The sequence below is a fragment of the uncultured Flavobacterium sp. genome (assembly GCF_963922255.1).
Taxonomy (GTDB): Bacteria; Bacteroidota; Bacteroidia; order Flavobacteriales; family Flavobacteriaceae; genus Flavobacterium.
In genome coordinates, this window is the sequence record NZ_CAWUIC010000002.1 from 168,788 (window position 1) to 184,727 (window position 15,940).

The 15,940-nt window shown below is 30.4% G+C and carries 16 protein-coding genes; 10 read left to right on the top strand and 6 right to left on the bottom strand.

The window, feature by feature from the left end; translation table 11 throughout:
* Window positions 1–35: 35 nt before the first annotated feature.
* Complete coding sequence (locus AABJ49_RS02810) at window positions 36–545, top strand: nuclear transport factor 2 family protein (protein WP_338375951.1); 510 nt, start codon at window positions 36–38, stop codon at window positions 543–545.
* Here AABJ49_RS02810 and AABJ49_RS02815 read toward each other — a convergent pair whose 3' ends face one another.
* Window positions 546–1,502, bottom strand: a complete 957-nt coding sequence (locus AABJ49_RS02815; protein ID WP_338375953.1) for an L-threonine 3-dehydrogenase — start codon at window positions 1,500–1,502, stop codon at window positions 546–548. It abuts the gene before it with no gap.
* 249 nt (window positions 1,503–1,751) lie between these two features.
* On the opposite strand from AABJ49_RS02815, the gene AABJ49_RS02820 reads away from it, so the two are divergent.
* Both AABJ49_RS02820 and mfd read left to right on the top strand, forming a co-directional pair.
* A complete protein-coding gene (locus tag AABJ49_RS02820; RefSeq protein ID WP_338375955.1) occupies window positions 1,752–2,414 on the top strand; it encodes a hypothetical protein in 663 nt (220 codons plus the stop codon).
* 45 nt (window positions 2,415–2,459) lie between these two features.
* Window positions 2,460–5,771 (top strand): transcription-repair coupling factor, encoded by a 3,312-nt coding sequence (mfd, locus tag AABJ49_RS02825; RefSeq protein ID WP_338376182.1) that lies wholly within the window; start codon window positions 2,460–2,462, stop codon window positions 5,769–5,771.
* Here mfd and AABJ49_RS02830 read toward each other — a convergent pair whose 3' ends face one another.
* The 3 genes from AABJ49_RS02830 to AABJ49_RS02840 form a co-directional block, all read right to left on the bottom strand.
* A complete protein-coding gene (locus tag AABJ49_RS02830) occupies window positions 5,772–6,431 on the bottom strand; it encodes an aspartate kinase (protein ID WP_338375957.1) in 660 nt (219 codons plus the stop codon).
* Window positions 6,432–6,494: 63 nt separating this feature from the next.
* Window positions 6,495–6,854: a YraN family protein gene (locus AABJ49_RS02835; RefSeq protein ID WP_338375959.1), complete on the bottom strand. Its 360-nt coding sequence runs from the start codon at window positions 6,852–6,854 to the stop codon at window positions 6,495–6,497.
* Between the two features lie 76 nt (window positions 6,855–6,930).
* Window positions 6,931–7,827: an LD-carboxypeptidase gene (locus AABJ49_RS02840; protein ID WP_338375961.1), complete on the bottom strand. Its 897-nt coding sequence runs from the start codon at window positions 7,825–7,827 to the stop codon at window positions 6,931–6,933.
* Window positions 7,828–8,027: 200 nt separating this feature from the next.
* Here AABJ49_RS02840 and AABJ49_RS02845 point away from each other — a divergent pair, with 200 nt between their 5' ends.
* The 4 genes from AABJ49_RS02845 (at window position 8,028) to AABJ49_RS02860 (ending at window position 12,514) form a co-directional block, all read left to right on the top strand.
* Window positions 8,028–8,654, top strand: a complete 627-nt coding sequence (locus AABJ49_RS02845; protein ID WP_338375963.1) for a metallophosphatase domain-containing protein — start codon at window positions 8,028–8,030, stop codon at window positions 8,652–8,654.
* Between the two features lie 147 nt (window positions 8,655–8,801).
* On the top strand, window positions 8,802–10,856 hold the full coding sequence (metG, locus tag AABJ49_RS02850) for a methionine--tRNA ligase (RefSeq protein WP_338375965.1): 2,055 nt from the start codon (window positions 8,802–8,804) through the stop codon (window positions 10,854–10,856).
* 63 nt (window positions 10,857–10,919) lie between these two features.
* Window positions 10,920–11,606 carry an HAD family hydrolase gene (locus AABJ49_RS02855; protein ID WP_338375967.1) on the top strand — a complete coding sequence of 229 codons (687 nt, stop codon included), beginning with the start codon at window positions 10,920–10,922 and terminating at the stop codon, window positions 11,604–11,606.
* Between the two features lie 8 nt (window positions 11,607–11,614).
* On the top strand, window positions 11,615–12,514 hold the full coding sequence (locus AABJ49_RS02860) for a histone deacetylase (RefSeq protein ID WP_338375969.1): 900 nt from the start codon (window positions 11,615–11,617) through the stop codon (window positions 12,512–12,514).
* On the opposite strand, the gene AABJ49_RS02865 is transcribed toward AABJ49_RS02860, so the two are convergent.
* On the bottom strand, window positions 12,511–12,951 hold the full coding sequence (locus AABJ49_RS02865; protein ID WP_338375970.1) for an HRDC domain-containing protein: 441 nt from the start codon (window positions 12,949–12,951) through the stop codon (window positions 12,511–12,513). The two genes, AABJ49_RS02860 and AABJ49_RS02865, sit on opposite strands and share 4 nt — an antisense overlap.
* A 75-nt stretch (window positions 12,952–13,026) precedes the next feature.
* Window positions 13,027–13,359: a single-stranded DNA-binding protein gene (ssb, locus tag AABJ49_RS02870; protein WP_338375972.1), complete on the bottom strand. Its 333-nt coding sequence runs from the start codon at window positions 13,357–13,359 to the stop codon at window positions 13,027–13,029.
* 210 nt (window positions 13,360–13,569) lie between these two features.
* Between ssb and AABJ49_RS02875 the strand changes: the two genes are divergently transcribed.
* The 3 genes from AABJ49_RS02875 to AABJ49_RS02885 are packed head-to-tail and all read left to right on the top strand — an operon-like array spanning window position 13,570 to window position 15,927.
* Window positions 13,570–15,096, top strand: a complete 1,527-nt coding sequence (locus AABJ49_RS02875; protein WP_338375974.1) for a carbon-nitrogen hydrolase family protein — start codon at window positions 13,570–13,572, stop codon at window positions 15,094–15,096.
* On the top strand, window positions 15,097–15,573 hold the full coding sequence (locus AABJ49_RS02880) for a DUF6265 family protein (RefSeq protein ID WP_338375976.1): 477 nt from the start codon (window positions 15,097–15,099) through the stop codon (window positions 15,571–15,573). It abuts the gene before it with no gap.
* 3 nt (window positions 15,574–15,576) lie between these two features.
* The gene (locus AABJ49_RS02885) at window positions 15,577–15,927 is read left to right on the top strand and encodes a hypothetical protein (RefSeq protein ID WP_338375979.1); all 351 of its coding nucleotides are present in this window, start codon (window positions 15,577–15,579) and stop codon (window positions 15,925–15,927) included.
* Window positions 15,928–15,940 lie beyond the last annotated feature (13 nt).

Genomic DNA, 15,940 nt, shown 5'->3' on the forward strand with positions numbered 1-15,940 from the left:
AAATTTTGTACATTTAGAACAAATAAAACTTCAAAATGAAAAAATATTTTCTATTCTTATCGTTGTTACTCCTAAGTGTTTCTTGCATTGAACCTAAAGCTAAAAATACCGATACCACAAAAAAAGAAATAAATACTTTCCTAGACAAATGGCATAAAGATGCTGCTGAAACTAATTTTCAAGCGTATTTTGATGCAATTGCAGAAGATGGTATTTTCATTGGAACAGATGCTACTGAAAATTGGAACAAAAAAGAATTTATGGCTTTTTCAAAACCTTATTTCGATAAAGGAAAAGCATGGAATTTTACTGCATTAGAAAGAAACATCTATTTTTCAAAAGACAAAAATACCATTTGGTTTGATGAATTATTAGACACTCAAATGAAACTTTGTAGAGGTTCAGGTGTTTTAGAAAAAATTGATGGTCAGTTGAAAATCAAACATTATGTCCTGTCTATGACAATTCCAAATGATAATTCTAGTGACGTTATTTCAATAAAATCAGCAATTGAGGATAAAATTATAGACGATAAAAAGAAATAACTAAACGTTGTAAATATGCTCTTTTAGATTTTTAAGCATTTCAGTAGTCATATTCTCTAAATTGAAATCGTTTTGCCAATTCCAATCTTCACGAGCAGAAGAATCATCAATACTTGCTGGCCAACTATCCGCAATTTTTTGTCTAAAATCAGGTTCATAACTCATTTTAAAATCTGGATAATGCTTTTTAATTTCAGCAGCAATTTGTTCTGGAGTAAAACTCATTGCACTTAAATTGTAAGAAGAACGAATTTTAATTTGTTCTTCAGGAGCTTGCATAATTTGAACTGTTGCTTTGATGGCATCATCCATATACATCATTGGCAAAGCTGATTTTTCAGATAAAAAACTAGTATATTTCCCTTCATTGATAGCTTTATGATAAATTTCAACCGCATAATCTGTAGTTCCTCCACCTGGTTCAGAAACCCAACTAATTAAACCTGGATAACGAATGCTTCTCACATCAACACCATATTGTTTGTTATAATACTCACACCATCTTTCACCTGATTGTTTACTGATTCCATATACTGTTGAAGGTTCCATAACTGTATATTGTGGTGTATTTTGACTTGGAGTTGTTGGTCCAAAAACCGCTATACTTGAAGGCCAAAAGATTTTCTTAATCTTACCTGCTTTGGCAATATTTAAAACGTGGAAAAGTGAATTCATATTCAAATCCCAAGCAAAAGCTGGATTTTTTTCTGCAGTTGCCGAAAGTAAAGCAGCCATTAAATAAACATCTGTTATTTCATACTGTTCCACCAAATGCTCAATTTGATTGTAATCTAAAGCATTTACTACTTCAAAAATTCCTTCATTGACAACATCAATATTTAATTTTCTGATGTCTGAGGCTATCACATTTTCAATTCCATAGATCTCACGCAATTTTTTGGTAAGTTCTGTTCCTATTTGCCCACAAGCACCGATAATTAAAATTTTTGTTTTCATATTGTCATTAAATTAACGAGTACAAATATATTATTTTCAATTGTTGATTTTTGAATTTTATCGCTAATTTTTTAGTAAAAATTTAAAAACTTCTCACTCTCAAAGCTTTTGATTCAAGATGTCATAATTAGCACCCTTTAATTTACTGATTTAAACACATTTACTTTTTTTACTAAATTGTGTTAACTTATGCTAATTACTATACTTTCTTTTTTAAACATTTGTACATTTGTATTCTAATTGATATTTATGCACAAATCGATTTTTATATTTATAATTTCACTTTTGTTTATTTGTTGTAATGATGAAACTACTCAAGAAGACAATGAAAAAATTATAGCCAAAAACAAGCAAACTTTTAATTTGTTAAGTTCAATTTGGAACTTAAAAACTCCTACACTTTCACCAACTGCTGAAAATGAAGTACGTAATTGGAATGAATGGCAACAATTTGTCATTGAAATTAACCAGAAACCTAAAAGTAATTTGACGGCTTTTCAATTAAAAACTAAGAATATATCTTCTAAAATTGATTCACTTCAGTTAAATATTCCACCACAATTTAATATTCCTCAAGTTAAAAGCAGAATTGCAGCTTTGGATACTAAAATTAAAATGTTAGACACTTTTATCCATTTGACAGATGTTCCTCAAAGTAAAATTAAAGAATTGATTCCTGAAATTAATGAAGAAATGACTTCTTTAGTAGGTCAGTGGGAAGAAATTATCATCAAGAAAAGAATTCCTAAAGAAATTGGAGAAGAATATATGATTCAGGCTTTAGACACTACTAGAAATGCTAACCCTGAATTAATGATGGAAAAAATGCGTAAACAAGATTCAATAAATAATCAACAAACACAGAATAGTAATATTATTCCACAGAGAAAAAAACTTATTAAAACCGAATAATTTTTGAAACCTGATATAGCCAATTCTTATAAAAAATCTGCAAAAATTACTGTTTTTGCCGAAACGTTAGCACAACAAAATCAAAAAATACATGCCAAAGGTTTATTAGGTTCATCCATTTCATTTGTAATTCAGGCTTTGTTTGAAAAATCGGATTTGCCTTTTCTTTTGCTTTTTAATGATAAAGAAGAAGCGGCTTATTTTTTGAATGATTTGGAATTGCTTATCAATACCAATGATGTGTTGTTTTATCCAGGTTCGTACAGAAGACCTTATCAAATTGATGAAACAGACAATGCCAACGTTTTGCTTCGTGCTGAAGTTTTAAACCGAATCAATTCCAGAAAAAAACCTGCTATAATTGTTTCGTATCCTGAAGCTTTGTTTGAAAAAGTAGTTACTAGAAAAGAATTAGAAAAAAACACCTTAAAAGTTCATGTAAACGATAAATTATCTATTGATTTCATAAACGAAACCTTATTTGAATACAATTTTAAAAGAGTTGATTTTGTAACTGAACCCGGAGAATTTTCGGTTCGTGGTGGAATTATCGATGTGTTTTCATTTTCAAATGATCATCCTTACAGAATTGAATTTTTTGGAAATGAAGTCGATAGCATCAGAAGTTTTGATGTGGAAACCCAACTTTCCGTTGAAAAATTGAAGAAAATTTCAGTTATTCCAAATGTGGAAAATAAGTTCTTAAATGAAAATCGTGAAACATTCTTGAACTATATCAATGAGAAAACGGTTATTTTCACTCAAAATTCTGAATTCATTGGGAATCAATTAGACAAAATTTTTGAAAAAGCTGTGGAAGCCTTTGGTAAACTTTCCAAAGACATCAAACATGCGCAACCAGAAGAATTATTTGTCAATCAAGAACAATTTTTGAAACAAGCTCTTAACTTCAATATAGTTGAATTAAACAACACTGCTTTATTCAAAACTACCAAAACATTTGAATTTCATATTCAACCGCAACCTTCTTTCAACAAGCAGTTTGATTTATTATTGAATGATATAAACGAACATCATTTTAATGGGTATACCAACTTTATTTGTTGTTCCAATAGCAATCAAATCACTCGTTTTCAAGATATTTTTGAAGATTTAACAGAAGATGAAAGTCAGAAAGAAAATCCAAAATTCAAAGGCGTAGTTCTTCCTTTATATCAAGGATTTATTGATGAAGAAATGCAAATAACTTGTTATACAGATCATCAAATTTTTGAACGTTATCACAAGTTCAACATCAAGAGTAATTATTCTAAAAAGCAAACCATTACGCTCAAAGAATTGACTTCCTTACAAGTTGGAGATTATGTAACACACATTGATCACGGAATTGGAAAATTTGGGGGTTTACAAAAAATTCAGGTTGAAGGCAAAACACAAGAAGCTATCAAAATTGCTTATGCTGATAACGATATTGTTTATGTGAGTATTCATTCTTTACACAAAATTTCAAAATTTAATGGAAAAGACGGAATTGCTCCAAAAATTTACAAATTAGGAAGTGGTGCTTGGAAAGCTTTAAAACAGAAAACTAAAGCTCGAGTAAAACATATTGCTTTCAATTTGATTCAATTATATGCGAAAAGAAGACTGGAAAAAGGGTTTCAATATGCACCTGATAGTTACTTGCAAAAAGAATTAGAAAGTTCTTTTATTTACGAAGATACACCAGATCAAGTTACCGCAACAGCTGATGTAAAAGCTGACATGGAAAACGAACGACCAATGGACAGATTGGTTTGTGGTGATGTAGGTTTTGGAAAAACAGAAGTTGCCATAAGAGCAGCATTCAAAGCTGTTGATAATGGAAAACAAGTCGCTGTTTTGGTTCCAACAACCATTTTAGCTTACCAACATTATCGAACTTTTTCAGAACGTTTGAAAGAAATGCCTGTAACAGTAAGTTATTTAAACCGATTTAGAACTGCAAAACAAAAAACAGAAACCTTAAAAGATTTGGCTGAAGGAAAAGTGGATATCATCATTGGTACCCATCAACTGGTTAATAAAAATGTTGTTTTTAAAGATTTAGGCTTGTTGATTGTGGATGAAGAACAAAAATTTGGTGTAAACGTAAAAGATAAGTTGAAAACCATTGCTTCAAACGTGGACACATTGACTTTGACGGCAACTCCAATTCCGAGAACTTTGCAGTTTTCATTGATGGCTGCTCGAGATTTGTCTGTAATTACGACACCACCACCAAATAGGTATCCTATCGAAACACAGGTCATTCGTTTTAGTGAAGAATTAGTTCGTGATGCTATTTCTTATGAAATTCAGAGAAACGGTCAAGTTTTCTTCATCAATAATCGAATTGAAAACATTAAAGAAGTGGCTGGAATGATTCAACGATTAGTGCCTGATGCACGAGTTGGAATTGGTCACGGACAAATGGATGGCAAAAAACTAGAAGAATTGATGCTGGCTTTCATGGAAGGAGAATTTGATGTTCTGGTTGCTACAACTATTATAGAAAGTGGTTTAGATGTTCCAAATGCTAATACGATTTTCATCAATAATGCCAATAATTTTGGATTGTCTGATTTGCATCAAATGCGTGGACGAGTAGGTCGAAGTAATAAAAAAGCGTTTTGTTATTTCATCACGCCACCTTATTCGATGATGACAAGTGAAGCTCAAAAACGTATTAATGCTTTAGAACAATTTAGTGAATTGGGAAGTGGTTTTAACATTGCTATGAAAGATTTGGAAATTCGTGGTGCTGGAGATTTATTAGGTGGTGAACAAAGTGGATTTATTAATGATATTGGTTTTGACACTTATCAAAAAATCATGAATGAAGCGATTGATGAATTGAAAGAAAACGAATTCAAAGATTTATACGAAGCTGATAATGATATTGAAACCAAAGAATTTGTCAAAGATATTTTGATTGATGCTGATTTTGAATTACTATTTCCCGATGATTATATCAATAGTGTTTCGGAACGATTGGCTTTGTATAACGAATTAGGAACTTTAAAAACCGAAGAGCAATTACAAGCTTTTGAACAAAAATTAATGGATCGATTTGGTGCTTTACCAAAACAAGCCACCGCTTTATTAAATAGTGTTAGAATAAAATGGATTGCAACAAGAATTGGACTCGAAAAACTAATCATGAAACAAGGCAAAATGATTGGGTATTTCATCAGTGACCAACAATCGAATTTCTATCAATCTAATCGATTTATAAAAGTGATGCAGTTTGTGCAACACAATGGAAATCTTTGTAAACTAAAAGAAAAAGACACCAAAAATGGTTTAAGATTGTTACTTACTTTTGACAATGTGAAAAGTGTTAGTAAAGCATTGGAGTTGATGCAAAGGTTTTAACTAAACATTTTTCAAATCTTTAATCACTCTAAAAGCAGTGTCAACTTGCTGTTCACTTACTAAAAATGTAAACTCATTTGAGGTAGAAATTACTTCATAAAGTACAATTCCTTCCCAAGCTAAACGTTGAAAAATATAGTAATAAACACCCGGAACATTTACATTTTCATGTGGTAATTTTATAGTAATTGATGATAAATCAACCATTTTTTGAATTTGCTTTTCTGATTTAAAAAGCTCTTCCATAACAGAATCCATACTATCACTTAAAACAATATTAACCTCATTAACACCTCTTGATGAAGTATAAAAAACATCTTTTCGAAGGTTAATTTTCGAAATTAATTCAGCATGTCTACTTAGTAATGAATCAGAAAGCATATAGGTATAATCATTCAAAGAAGAACGTACTGTAATTTCTCCAATATTCTTAATCACCTTAGAAATCTTATGATTAATTTTGAAATCCAATTCTTCTGTAAGCCTTTTTAAAGACATTACAACAGCTCCTTGTTTAATATCTTTACCCAATTGTTTCTCAACTTCAGGCATCATTATTCGAGCTAAAGAAGTAAGATTAATTATCCCTTCAGATAACGAGCTTAACAAAAACGGTTTAGTTTTTAAATAATGTTCTACAAAAGATGATACTGTTTTCATTTGAAAAAATTTTTGCAAAAATATACAAAAAAAACAAAATGTTACAATTATAACAAATTATTTTTAAAAATAATAAAAAGCTTCCTCTATATGTTCTATTTCAATGTTGTCTTTTTGGTAATGAATCGCAATAATGTCAAAACGAACTGTTACATCTAAGTCTTTACTAACAACATATTCATTAACTGCTTTAACTAATAATTGAATTTTTTTTGGTTTTACAAAATCTTGTGGCAATCCAAATTCTAAACTAGATCGTGTTTTAACTTCTACAATAGCTAAGATACTATTTTTTTTTACAATTATATCAATTTCTGCTTTTTGAAAACGCCAATTTCTATCTAAAATTTCATAACCGTTTTTTTGCAAGAAATCAACAGCTAAATCTTCTCCTAATTTTCCTAAATCGTTGTGTTCGGCCATGTTTTTAAAATTCCAAAAATTAAATTCCAAATTCCAAATACGTTAATTAAAAATTTGGTCTTTTAAATATTGTGATTTAATCAAATTTTAATTTGATTTCTTTTTCATTCACTTCAAATTCGACTTGCTTTCCCAATTGAAGTGTTCGATTGTCTTTTAAATGTCCAGCAGGAAAATCAAAACAAACAGGAATGTTATATTCTTTGGCAATAGCTGTAATAATTTGAACAGCATTTTGTCCAAAAGGGATTTCATTATCATGCATATCAGTCATTCCACCAACTACTAATCCTTTTAAGTTTTCAAAGTATCCATTTCGTTTTATATTTTGCATCATTCTATCAATATGATATAAATATTCGTCTAAATCTTCAATATAAAGTATCTTATTTTTAGTGTCTAAAGAGGATTTTGAACCTAACAAACTATACAAAATTGATAAATTCCCACCAACTAATTCTCCTGAAGCTTTTCCTTTAATGTCATATGATTTTGAAGGAACTGTATATTCAATTTTTTCTCCAAATAAAGCTTTTCGCAAGGTTTCTTTAACTTCATCAGAAGCTTTTGGAACTGTAAAGGGCATAATGCAATGTAAAGAAGCAATTCGTTCAACATTAACTTGTGAGTGTAAAACAGTCACGTCACTAAAACCCATAATCCATTTTGGATTTTTCTTGAATTTGGTAAAATCTAATAAATCAACTATTCGAACTGTTCCATAACCACCACGAGCACACCAAATGGCTTTGATATTTTCATTATCCATCATGTCTTGAAAATCAGCAGCTCTCTCTAAATCTGTTCCACCTAATTGACAAGTATCTAAACCTATTGTTGCACCCAATTTTATTTTCAAACCCCAAGATTCTAGTAATTCTTTAGCGGGAATGGCGTCTTCTGGAAAAAATTTTCGAGCTGTACAAACAATAGCAGCGGTGTCGCCTTTTTTTAAATAAGGTGGGATTTTCATTTTTTGTGAATGAGAGTAATTAAAAAATATGATGATAATTAAAATAAATCGATACATAATCAAATTATTTATTTCAAAAATACATAAAATCAAATTAAATTTTATGCTTCTTTTCAAAACAATTCTTATATTGGTTTAAAAGAACTTTTGATGAAGTTAATCTTATAAAAATCTAATAGAAATTTTCAAAAAAAGACTAAATGAAAATCACAGCCATTTCAGACACTCATGGAAAACACAAACAACTAAAGTTGAATAGTGGTGATCTTTTAATTCATGCAGGTGACATAAGCTCTTTTGGAAATAAAGAGGAAGTTAATTGTTTTTTAGTTTGGTTTTCAAATCAAAATTTTAAGCATAAAATTTTCATATCAGGAAATCATGATTTTTGTTTTGAAAATCAATTTCAAGATATTATTATTCCTGATTCTATAACTTATCTTAACGATAGTGGTGTAGAAATTGAAGGTTTGCACATTTGGGGATCACCCATAACTCCAACATTTTGTAATTTAGCTTTTAACCGAAGTAGAGGTGAAGAAATTGATTTTCACTGGAATAAAATTCCTATAAATACCAATATTTTAATAACTCATGGTCCTCCTTTTGGAATTTTAGATGAAACGGAAACATATTTTAAGGCTGGTTGCAAAAACTTATTAGAAAAGATAAATCAATTAAATTTAAAATACCACATTTTTGGTCACATACATGAAGCTTTTGGAGTGGTTAAAAAAGATAATGTTACTTATATTAATGCATCATCAGTTGATTTGAAATATAAAATCAGAAATCTTCCGTATTACGATTTTGAAATCAACCTATAATTTCGAAATTTTTAAACCGCAATATACTTCTTAAAGAAAAAAATTCAGGTTTAATTGTAATAATTTGAACTTAAGTGCATCAATTCGGTTCTAAACAATTATTTTTGCACATATTCTGACTATTTTTTGTTAAAAAACAATTTTATAATGATTCAAAATCCGAAAAGATATACAATTACAGCAGCCTTACCATATACTAATGGTCCAATACATATTGGTCATTTAGCAGGTGTTTATGTGCCAAGTGATATTTATTCAAGATATTTAAGATTACAAGGAAAAGATGTTGCTTTTATTTGTGGAAGTGACGAACATGGTGTTGCGATTTCCATGAAAGCCAAAAAAGAAGGTATTACACCTCAGCAAGTCATTGATAAATATGATGGTATTATTCGTCAATCTTTTATAGATTTTGGAATATCCTTTGATAATTATTCAAGAACATCTTCTAAAATCCATCACGATACAGCACAGGAATTCTTTAAAAAATTATATAAGCAAGGTGATTTTATTGAAGAAGTAACGGAACAATTATACGATGCAAAAGCAGATCAGTTTTTGGCTGACCGATTCGTTACAGGAACTTGTCCAAAATGTGACAATCCTGAAGCATATGGAGACCAATGTGAACGTTGTGGTTCTACTTTGAATGCAACTGATTTAATTAATCCAAAATCAACAATTACAGGTGAAACTCCAATTTTAAAAAAAACTAAACACTGGTTTTTGCCTTTAGATAGATACCAAGATTTTCTTGAAAAATGGATTCTTCAAGACCACGCAAAAGATTGGAAAACAAATGTTTTAGGTCAAGTAAAATCGTGGTTAGATGACGGTTTAAAGCCAAGAGCTGTAACACGTGATTTAGATTGGGGAATTGATGTTCCTGTTGAAGGTGCAGAAGGAAAAAAATTATACGTTTGGTTTGATGCTCCTATTGGTTACATTTCTTCAACGAAAGAATGTGCAGCCAAAGAAGGTAAAGACTGGGAACCCTATTGGAAAAATGCTGATACAAAATTAGTACATTTCATCGGAAAAGATAATATTGTATTTCATTGTATTATTTTTCCAGCGATGTTGAAAGCTGAAGGAAGTTATATTTTACCTGATAATGTTCCAGCCAATGAATTTTTAAATTTAGAAGGAAACAAACTTTCGACTTCTAAAAATTGGGCCGTTTGGTTACACGAATATTTACAAGATTTTCCAAACCAACAAGACGTTTTGCGTTATGCTTTAACGGCAAATGCTCCTGAGACAAAAGACAATGATTTTACTTGGAAAGATTTTCAAGCCAGAAATAATAATGAATTAGTAGCTGTTTTTGGAAACTTCATCAATCGTGTTGTGGTTTTAACCAACAAATATTATGATGGAATTGTACCAAGTCCAAATGAATTTACTGAAGTAGATGAAGCCACTTTAGCTGAATTAAAAGCTTACCCTAATGTAATTTCAAGTTCAATTGAACGTTATCGTTTTAGAGAAGCTTTAGGAGAAATGATGAACGTAGCTCGTTTAGGAAATAAATATTTAGCAGACGAAGAACCATGGAAAATGGTAAAAGAAAATCCAGAAAGGGTACAAACCCAAATGTATGTAGCTTTACAAATTGCTGCTGCTTTGAGTGTTTTAGCTGAACCTTTCTTGCCTTTTACTTCAGCTAAATTAGAAAATATGTTGCAATGCAAATTGAATTGGAATGATTTTTCAACTAATTCTGATTTATTGCCAGCTGGAAGTAAAATTGGACAAGCCGAATTACTTTTCTCAAAAATTGAAGACGAAGAAGTTCAAAAACAAGTTGATAAATTACTAGCGACTAAAAAAGCAAACGAAATGGAAAATGCCAAAGCAGAACCACAAAAAGAAGTTTCAACTTTTGATGATTTTACAAAATTAGACATCAGAGTTGGAACGATTTTAGAAGCTGAGAAAATGCCAAAAGCCAATAAACTTTTAGTTTTAAAAGTAGATACTGGAATTGACGTAAGAACCATAGTTTCTGGAATTGCTGAACATTTTTCTCCTGAAGAAATTATTGGAAAACGTGTGACTGTTTTAGTGAATTTAGCACCAAGAGCTCTTCGTGGTGTTGAAAGTGCTGGTATGATTTTAATGACCAACAACGCAGAAGGAAAATTAGTTTTCGTAAATCCTGATGCTGATGGTGTAATGAATGGTGCTTTGATTTCTTAAAAAAAATAGATTTAACAACTCTACTAAGGTTTAAAACCATAGTAGAGTTTGATATAATTTAATATGAACCCAAAAATAATAGCTTTCGACGCAGACGATACCCTTTGGCATAACGAACCGTATTTCGATGAAGCTCAAGAACGATTTTGTCAATTGTTTCAAGATTATGCTTCTAGTCAAGAGATTTTGGGTTTGATATTGAATCATCAAGTTAAGAATTTACCTTTGTATGGCTTTGGAATTAAAGCTTTTACCCTTTCGATGATTGAATCTGCTTTGGAATTAACCAATCACCAAATTTCTGGAAAAGGCATTGAAAAAATTATTGCCATTGGTAAAGATTTATTGCAAAAACCGGTTGAATTACTTCCAAATGTAGAAGGTGTTTTAAAAGAGCTTCAAGGTAAATACAAATTAGTAGTTGCCACAAAAGGTGATTTAAAAGACCAGCACAGAAAACTACACGATTCTGGAATAGGACATTATTTTCACCATATTGAAGTTTTGAGTGATAAAACAGAATTAGATTACGAAAAAATGTTTGGCCGTTTAGAATGCAAAGCCGAAGACATTTTAATGATTGGAAATTCCTTAAAATCGGATGTTTTACCCATTTTAAATTTAGGTGGTTTTGGCATTCATATTCCCTATCACACCACTTGGGAATACGAAAAAATTGATTTCGAAATTAAACATGAAAACTTCTTAGCACTTTCTAATATCAAAGAAGTTTTGAGTGTTTTAGAATAGTTTTTACTATGTTTCCAATAGCATTTCACCCCATTTACAAACATCCTTTACCAGAAGGACACCGTTTTCCAATGTTAAAATATGAATTGATTCCTGAACAACTTTTACTTGAAGGAACAGCATTAAAATCAGACTTCTTTGAACCTGAAATTTGCGATATCAATTCCGTTTTAACAATTCATACAAAAGAATATGTGGATGATTTACTGAATCTGACTTTAAATGCAAGAGCAGCTCGAAAAATCGGTTTTCCACTTTCAAAAGAATTAGTAGAAAGAGAACTTCGAATTGCACAAGGAACAATAATTGGTGCTCAAAAATCCTTTGAAACTAAAGTGTCTTTTAATATTGCTGGTGGAACACATCACGCTTATTCTACTCATGGTGAAGCTTTTTGTTTGTTGAATGATCAAGCTATTGCTTCACAATATTTATTAGACAACAATCTTGCTAAAAAGATTCTAATTGTAGATTTAGACGTTCATCAAGGCAATGGAACAGCTGAAATTTTTCATAATAATTCCAAAGTATTTACCTCTTCCACCCATGGAAAAACAAATTATCCTTTCAAAAAAGAAACTTCTGATTTAGATATTCCTTTTGAGGATAACACTTCTGATGATGTCTTTTTAAAAACAATTTCCGAAGTAATTCCAAAACTCATTGAAACCCAAAAACCTGATTTTATCTTCTATTTAGCTGGTGTTGATATTTTAATTTCCGACAAATTGGGAAAATTAGGCTGCACTTTAGATGGTTGTAAAAAAAGAGATGAAATTGTTTTTGAACAGTGTTCCAAATACCAAATTCCTGTTCAAGTTTCTATGGGTGGTGGCTATTCTCCAGAAATTAAAACCATTATTGAAGCTCACGCAAATACGTATAGAGTTGCTAAAAATATTTTCTAAAAAGCATTTAAAATGGCTAAAATATCTTCACCATATTTTTCGGTTCTAACTTCTCCAAATCCTTTTACTTTTGATAATTCATCTAAACTTTCTGGTTTAGCACCAGCAATTGCCATTAAATGTGAATTATGACAAACTCTAAAAGCTGACCAACCTAATTTTGTTGCCATATCATTTCTCCATTGCTTTAAAGCTGAAAAAATTTCTTTTTCATGTTGCGATAAATCTTCAAAAGTTATTTTTTCTTCTTTTGGCTTATCTGCACTTTTTTTAGTGTCATAAAAAACTACAGCTGACCAATAATCTGTAGTTCCAGTTGTTACAAAATTAGTTGAAGTTAATTTAACTTCTACTGAATCTAAAAATTCATTCATTCGATTTTGATCTACAATGCAAAACTCTTTACTTAATCGGATATTGAAAACTCTGATATTCATATTCTTAAATTTTAAAGGTTAAAAAAAGAATTGCACGAACCTCAATTAAGAAATCCGTGCAATCTTTACTAAAAATTACTTTCCTAATAAAAGCAACTCACTAATCACAACTTCAGTAATAAAACGTTTTACACCATCTTTGTCGTCATAACTTCTGTGTGTTAACTTTCCTTCGATTGCAATTTCTTTACCTTTGATAACGTAGCTTTCGATTAAATCAGCTGTTTTTCCCCAAGCGGTTAAACGATGCCATTCTGTTTGTTCAACTTTCTCACCTTTTGCGTTGGTGTAGCTTTCGTTTGTTGCTAGCGTGATATTAGCTAATTTTTTTCCTCCTTCAAAAGTTTTGATTTCTGGTTCTTGTCCTACGTGACCGATTAACTGTACTTTGTTTCTTAATGCATTCATGGCGTGTAAAAATTTAAATGGTTTATATAAAATGTTTTTTGTCTATTGAAACTTGAAATTGTAATTGTCAGTGTTTCATTTCGACAGTGCAAAGATTAGACGGCTTTCAAAAATTATTCGGTAATTAGCTGTTTACTTTCGGTTGTAAATGTTTGTAAACGTTTGTAAACGGATAATATTTTTATTATATTTGTTGAAAATCAATAAAATATGCCAAGTACAATACAATCTGTTGAATTAAGAAATTTAAAAATAGAAGATTACAAAGAATTAAAAAAATCCATGATAGAATCTTATCCTGAAATGGAAGATTCTTTTTGGCAAGAAGATCAAATTGAAAAATTATTACAAAAATTTCCTGAAGGACAATTAGTAATTGTGGTTGATGGAATTGTGGTCGGTTCAGCTTTATCTATTTTAGTTACAGAAGACTTTGCTTTTAAAACGAGAACTTATAAAGGTATTACTGGCAATTATACTTTTTCTACGCACAATGATGATGGAGAAGTTATTTATGGAATTGATGTTTTTATCAATCCGAAATATCGTGGACTTCGATTGGGAAGAAGATTATATGATGCGAGAAAAGAATTGGGTGATCAATTGAATTTGAAATCCATCATTTTTGCTGGTAGAATTCCTAATTATGGAAAATATAAAGATGAAATCACACCAAAAGTTTACATTGATAAAGTCAAGAAAAAAGAAATCTACGATCCTGTTTTATCTTTTCAATTAAGCAATGATTTTCATGAAGTTCGTGTTCTAAAAAATTATTTGGAAGGAGACAAAGAATCTCAAGAATATGCCGTTTTATTAGAATGGAATAATGTGTATTATGATGATAGTCCAAAATTAATTAACACTACAAAAAGTGTTGTGCGATTGGGTTTAATTCAATGGCAAATGCGTTCTCTAGGAAATTTAGAAGCTTTGTTTGAACAAGCTGAATTTTTCATTGATGCAGTTTCTGGTTACGGTAGTGATTTTGCTTTATTTCCTGAATTATTCACAGCTCCATTAATGGCTGATTACAATCATTTATCAGAAGCTGAAGCTATCAAAGAACTAGCTCGACACACAGAAGCTGTAAAATTAAAATTTCAAGAATTTGCAATTTCATATAATATAAACATTATCACAGGTAGTATGCCTTTCATTGAAGATGGCCATGTTTATAATGTTGGTTTCCTTTGTAAACGTGATGGTACGAACGAAATGTATCGCAAAATACATATTACTCCAAACGAAATTTTCCATTGGGGAATTACAGGTGGAGATGTGATTCAGACATTTGATACCGATTGTGGAAAAATTGGAATTGTAATTTGTTATGATGTAGAATTTCCAGAATTATCTCGATTAATGGCTGATGAAGGTATGAATATTTTATTTGTTCCATTCTTAACCGATACGCAAAATGGATACACAAGAGTAAAACATTGTGCTCAAGCTAGAGCCATTGAAAACGAATGTTATGTTGCAATTGCTGGTTGTGTTGGAAATTTACCAAAAGTAAATAACATGGATATCCAGTACGCACAAGCTGCTGTTTTTACACCTTCTGATTTTGCTTTTCCGAGTAATGGAATTAAAGCTGAAGCTACTCCAAATACGGAAATGACTTTAATTGTTGATGTTGATATGAATTTACTAAAAGAGTTACACCAACATGGAAGTGTAAGAACTATGAAAGACCGAAGAAAAGATTTATACCAACTTAAAAAACTGAAATAGATGAAAACACTTTTTTTATTTTTAACCTTTTCTACATTTTGTTTTGCCCAAAACACCTTGCATTATAACGATGAAAAAGGTTCTGAAAAGGCAACCTTACAAGATATAAAATGGTTAGCCGGAAATTGGAAAGGAGAAGCTTTTGGAGGCACTTATGAAGAAAATTGGAGTACTCCTTTTGGTGGTTCCATGATGTTTAACTTCAAATTAGTCGTAAAAGAAAAAGTAGTTTTCTATGAACTTGGACATATTGTAGAAAAAGACGGAACACTTTTATATCAAATAAAACATTTTGATCAAAATTTAAAAGGTTGGGAAGAAAAAGACCAATCTGATGATTTTAGATTCATCAAAAAAGATGGCAATAGAATGTATTTTGACAATTTTACATTTGAATATATTTCAGAAAATGAATTGAAACTCTATGCTTATTTTGAAGATTCTAAAGAAGAAGTGGTTTTTAATTTTAAGAGGTAAATTATGAGTAAAAACTGTTTAGAATGTGGTGATAAAATCATAGGTAGAGAAGACAAAAAGTTTTGTTCAGATGGATGCAGAAATGCTTACAACAACAAAATGAACAAAGATCAAAACAATTTGATGCGTAATATTAATAACAAATTGCGCAAAAATTACAGAATTCTTTGTGATTTAAATCCAGATGGAAAAGGAAAAACAACAAAAACTAAATTGCTAAGTAAAGGTTTTGATATGGAATTTTTTACAAGCATTTTACAAACAAAAACCGGAAACACCTATTACTTTTTATACGATCAAGGCTATCGATTGTTAGAAGATGAGTTTATAATGTTGGTGAAGAAAGAAGTTTAGATTTTTATTAATA

Bases quoted from the DNA above. Each gene is read 5' to 3' on its own strand.
- AABJ49_RS02810 (WP_338375951.1), top strand. From the start codon at position 36: ATGAAAAAATATTTTCTATTCTTATCGTTGTTACTCCTAAGTGTTTCT.
- AABJ49_RS02815 (WP_338375953.1), bottom strand. From the start codon at position 1,502: ATGAAAACAAAAATTTTAATTATCGGTGCTTGTGGGCAAATAGGAACA.
- AABJ49_RS02820 (WP_338375955.1), top strand. From the start codon at position 1,752: ATGCACAAATCGATTTTTATATTTATAATTTCACTTTTGTTTATTTGT.
- AABJ49_RS02830 (WP_338375957.1), bottom strand. From the start codon at position 6,431: ATGAAAACAGTATCATCTTTTGTAGAACATTATTTAAAAACTAAACCG.
- AABJ49_RS02835 (WP_338375959.1), bottom strand. From the start codon at position 6,854: ATGGCCGAACACAACGATTTAGGAAAATTAGGAGAAGATTTAGCTGTT.
- AABJ49_RS02840 (WP_338375961.1), bottom strand. From the start codon at position 7,827: ATGAAAATCCCACCTTATTTAAAAAAAGGCGACACCGCTGCTATTGTT.
- AABJ49_RS02845 (WP_338375963.1), top strand. From the start codon at position 8,028: ATGAAAATCACAGCCATTTCAGACACTCATGGAAAACACAAACAACTA.
- metG (WP_338375965.1), top strand. From the start codon at position 8,802: ATGATTCAAAATCCGAAAAGATATACAATTACAGCAGCCTTACCATAT.
- AABJ49_RS02855 (WP_338375967.1), top strand. From the start codon at position 10,920: ATGAACCCAAAAATAATAGCTTTCGACGCAGACGATACCCTTTGGCAT.
- AABJ49_RS02860 (WP_338375969.1), top strand. From the start codon at position 11,615: ATGTTTCCAATAGCATTTCACCCCATTTACAAACATCCTTTACCAGAA.
- AABJ49_RS02865 (WP_338375970.1), bottom strand. From the start codon at position 12,951: ATGAATATCAGAGTTTTCAATATCCGATTAAGTAAAGAGTTTTGCATT.
- ssb (WP_338375972.1), bottom strand. From the start codon at position 13,359: ATGAATGCATTAAGAAACAAAGTACAGTTAATCGGTCACGTAGGACAA.
- AABJ49_RS02875 (WP_338375974.1), top strand. From the start codon at position 13,570: ATGCCAAGTACAATACAATCTGTTGAATTAAGAAATTTAAAAATAGAA.
- AABJ49_RS02880 (WP_338375976.1), top strand. From the start codon at position 15,097: ATGAAAACACTTTTTTTATTTTTAACCTTTTCTACATTTTGTTTTGCC.
- AABJ49_RS02885 (WP_338375979.1), top strand. From the start codon at position 15,577: ATGAGTAAAAACTGTTTAGAATGTGGTGATAAAATCATAGGTAGAGAA.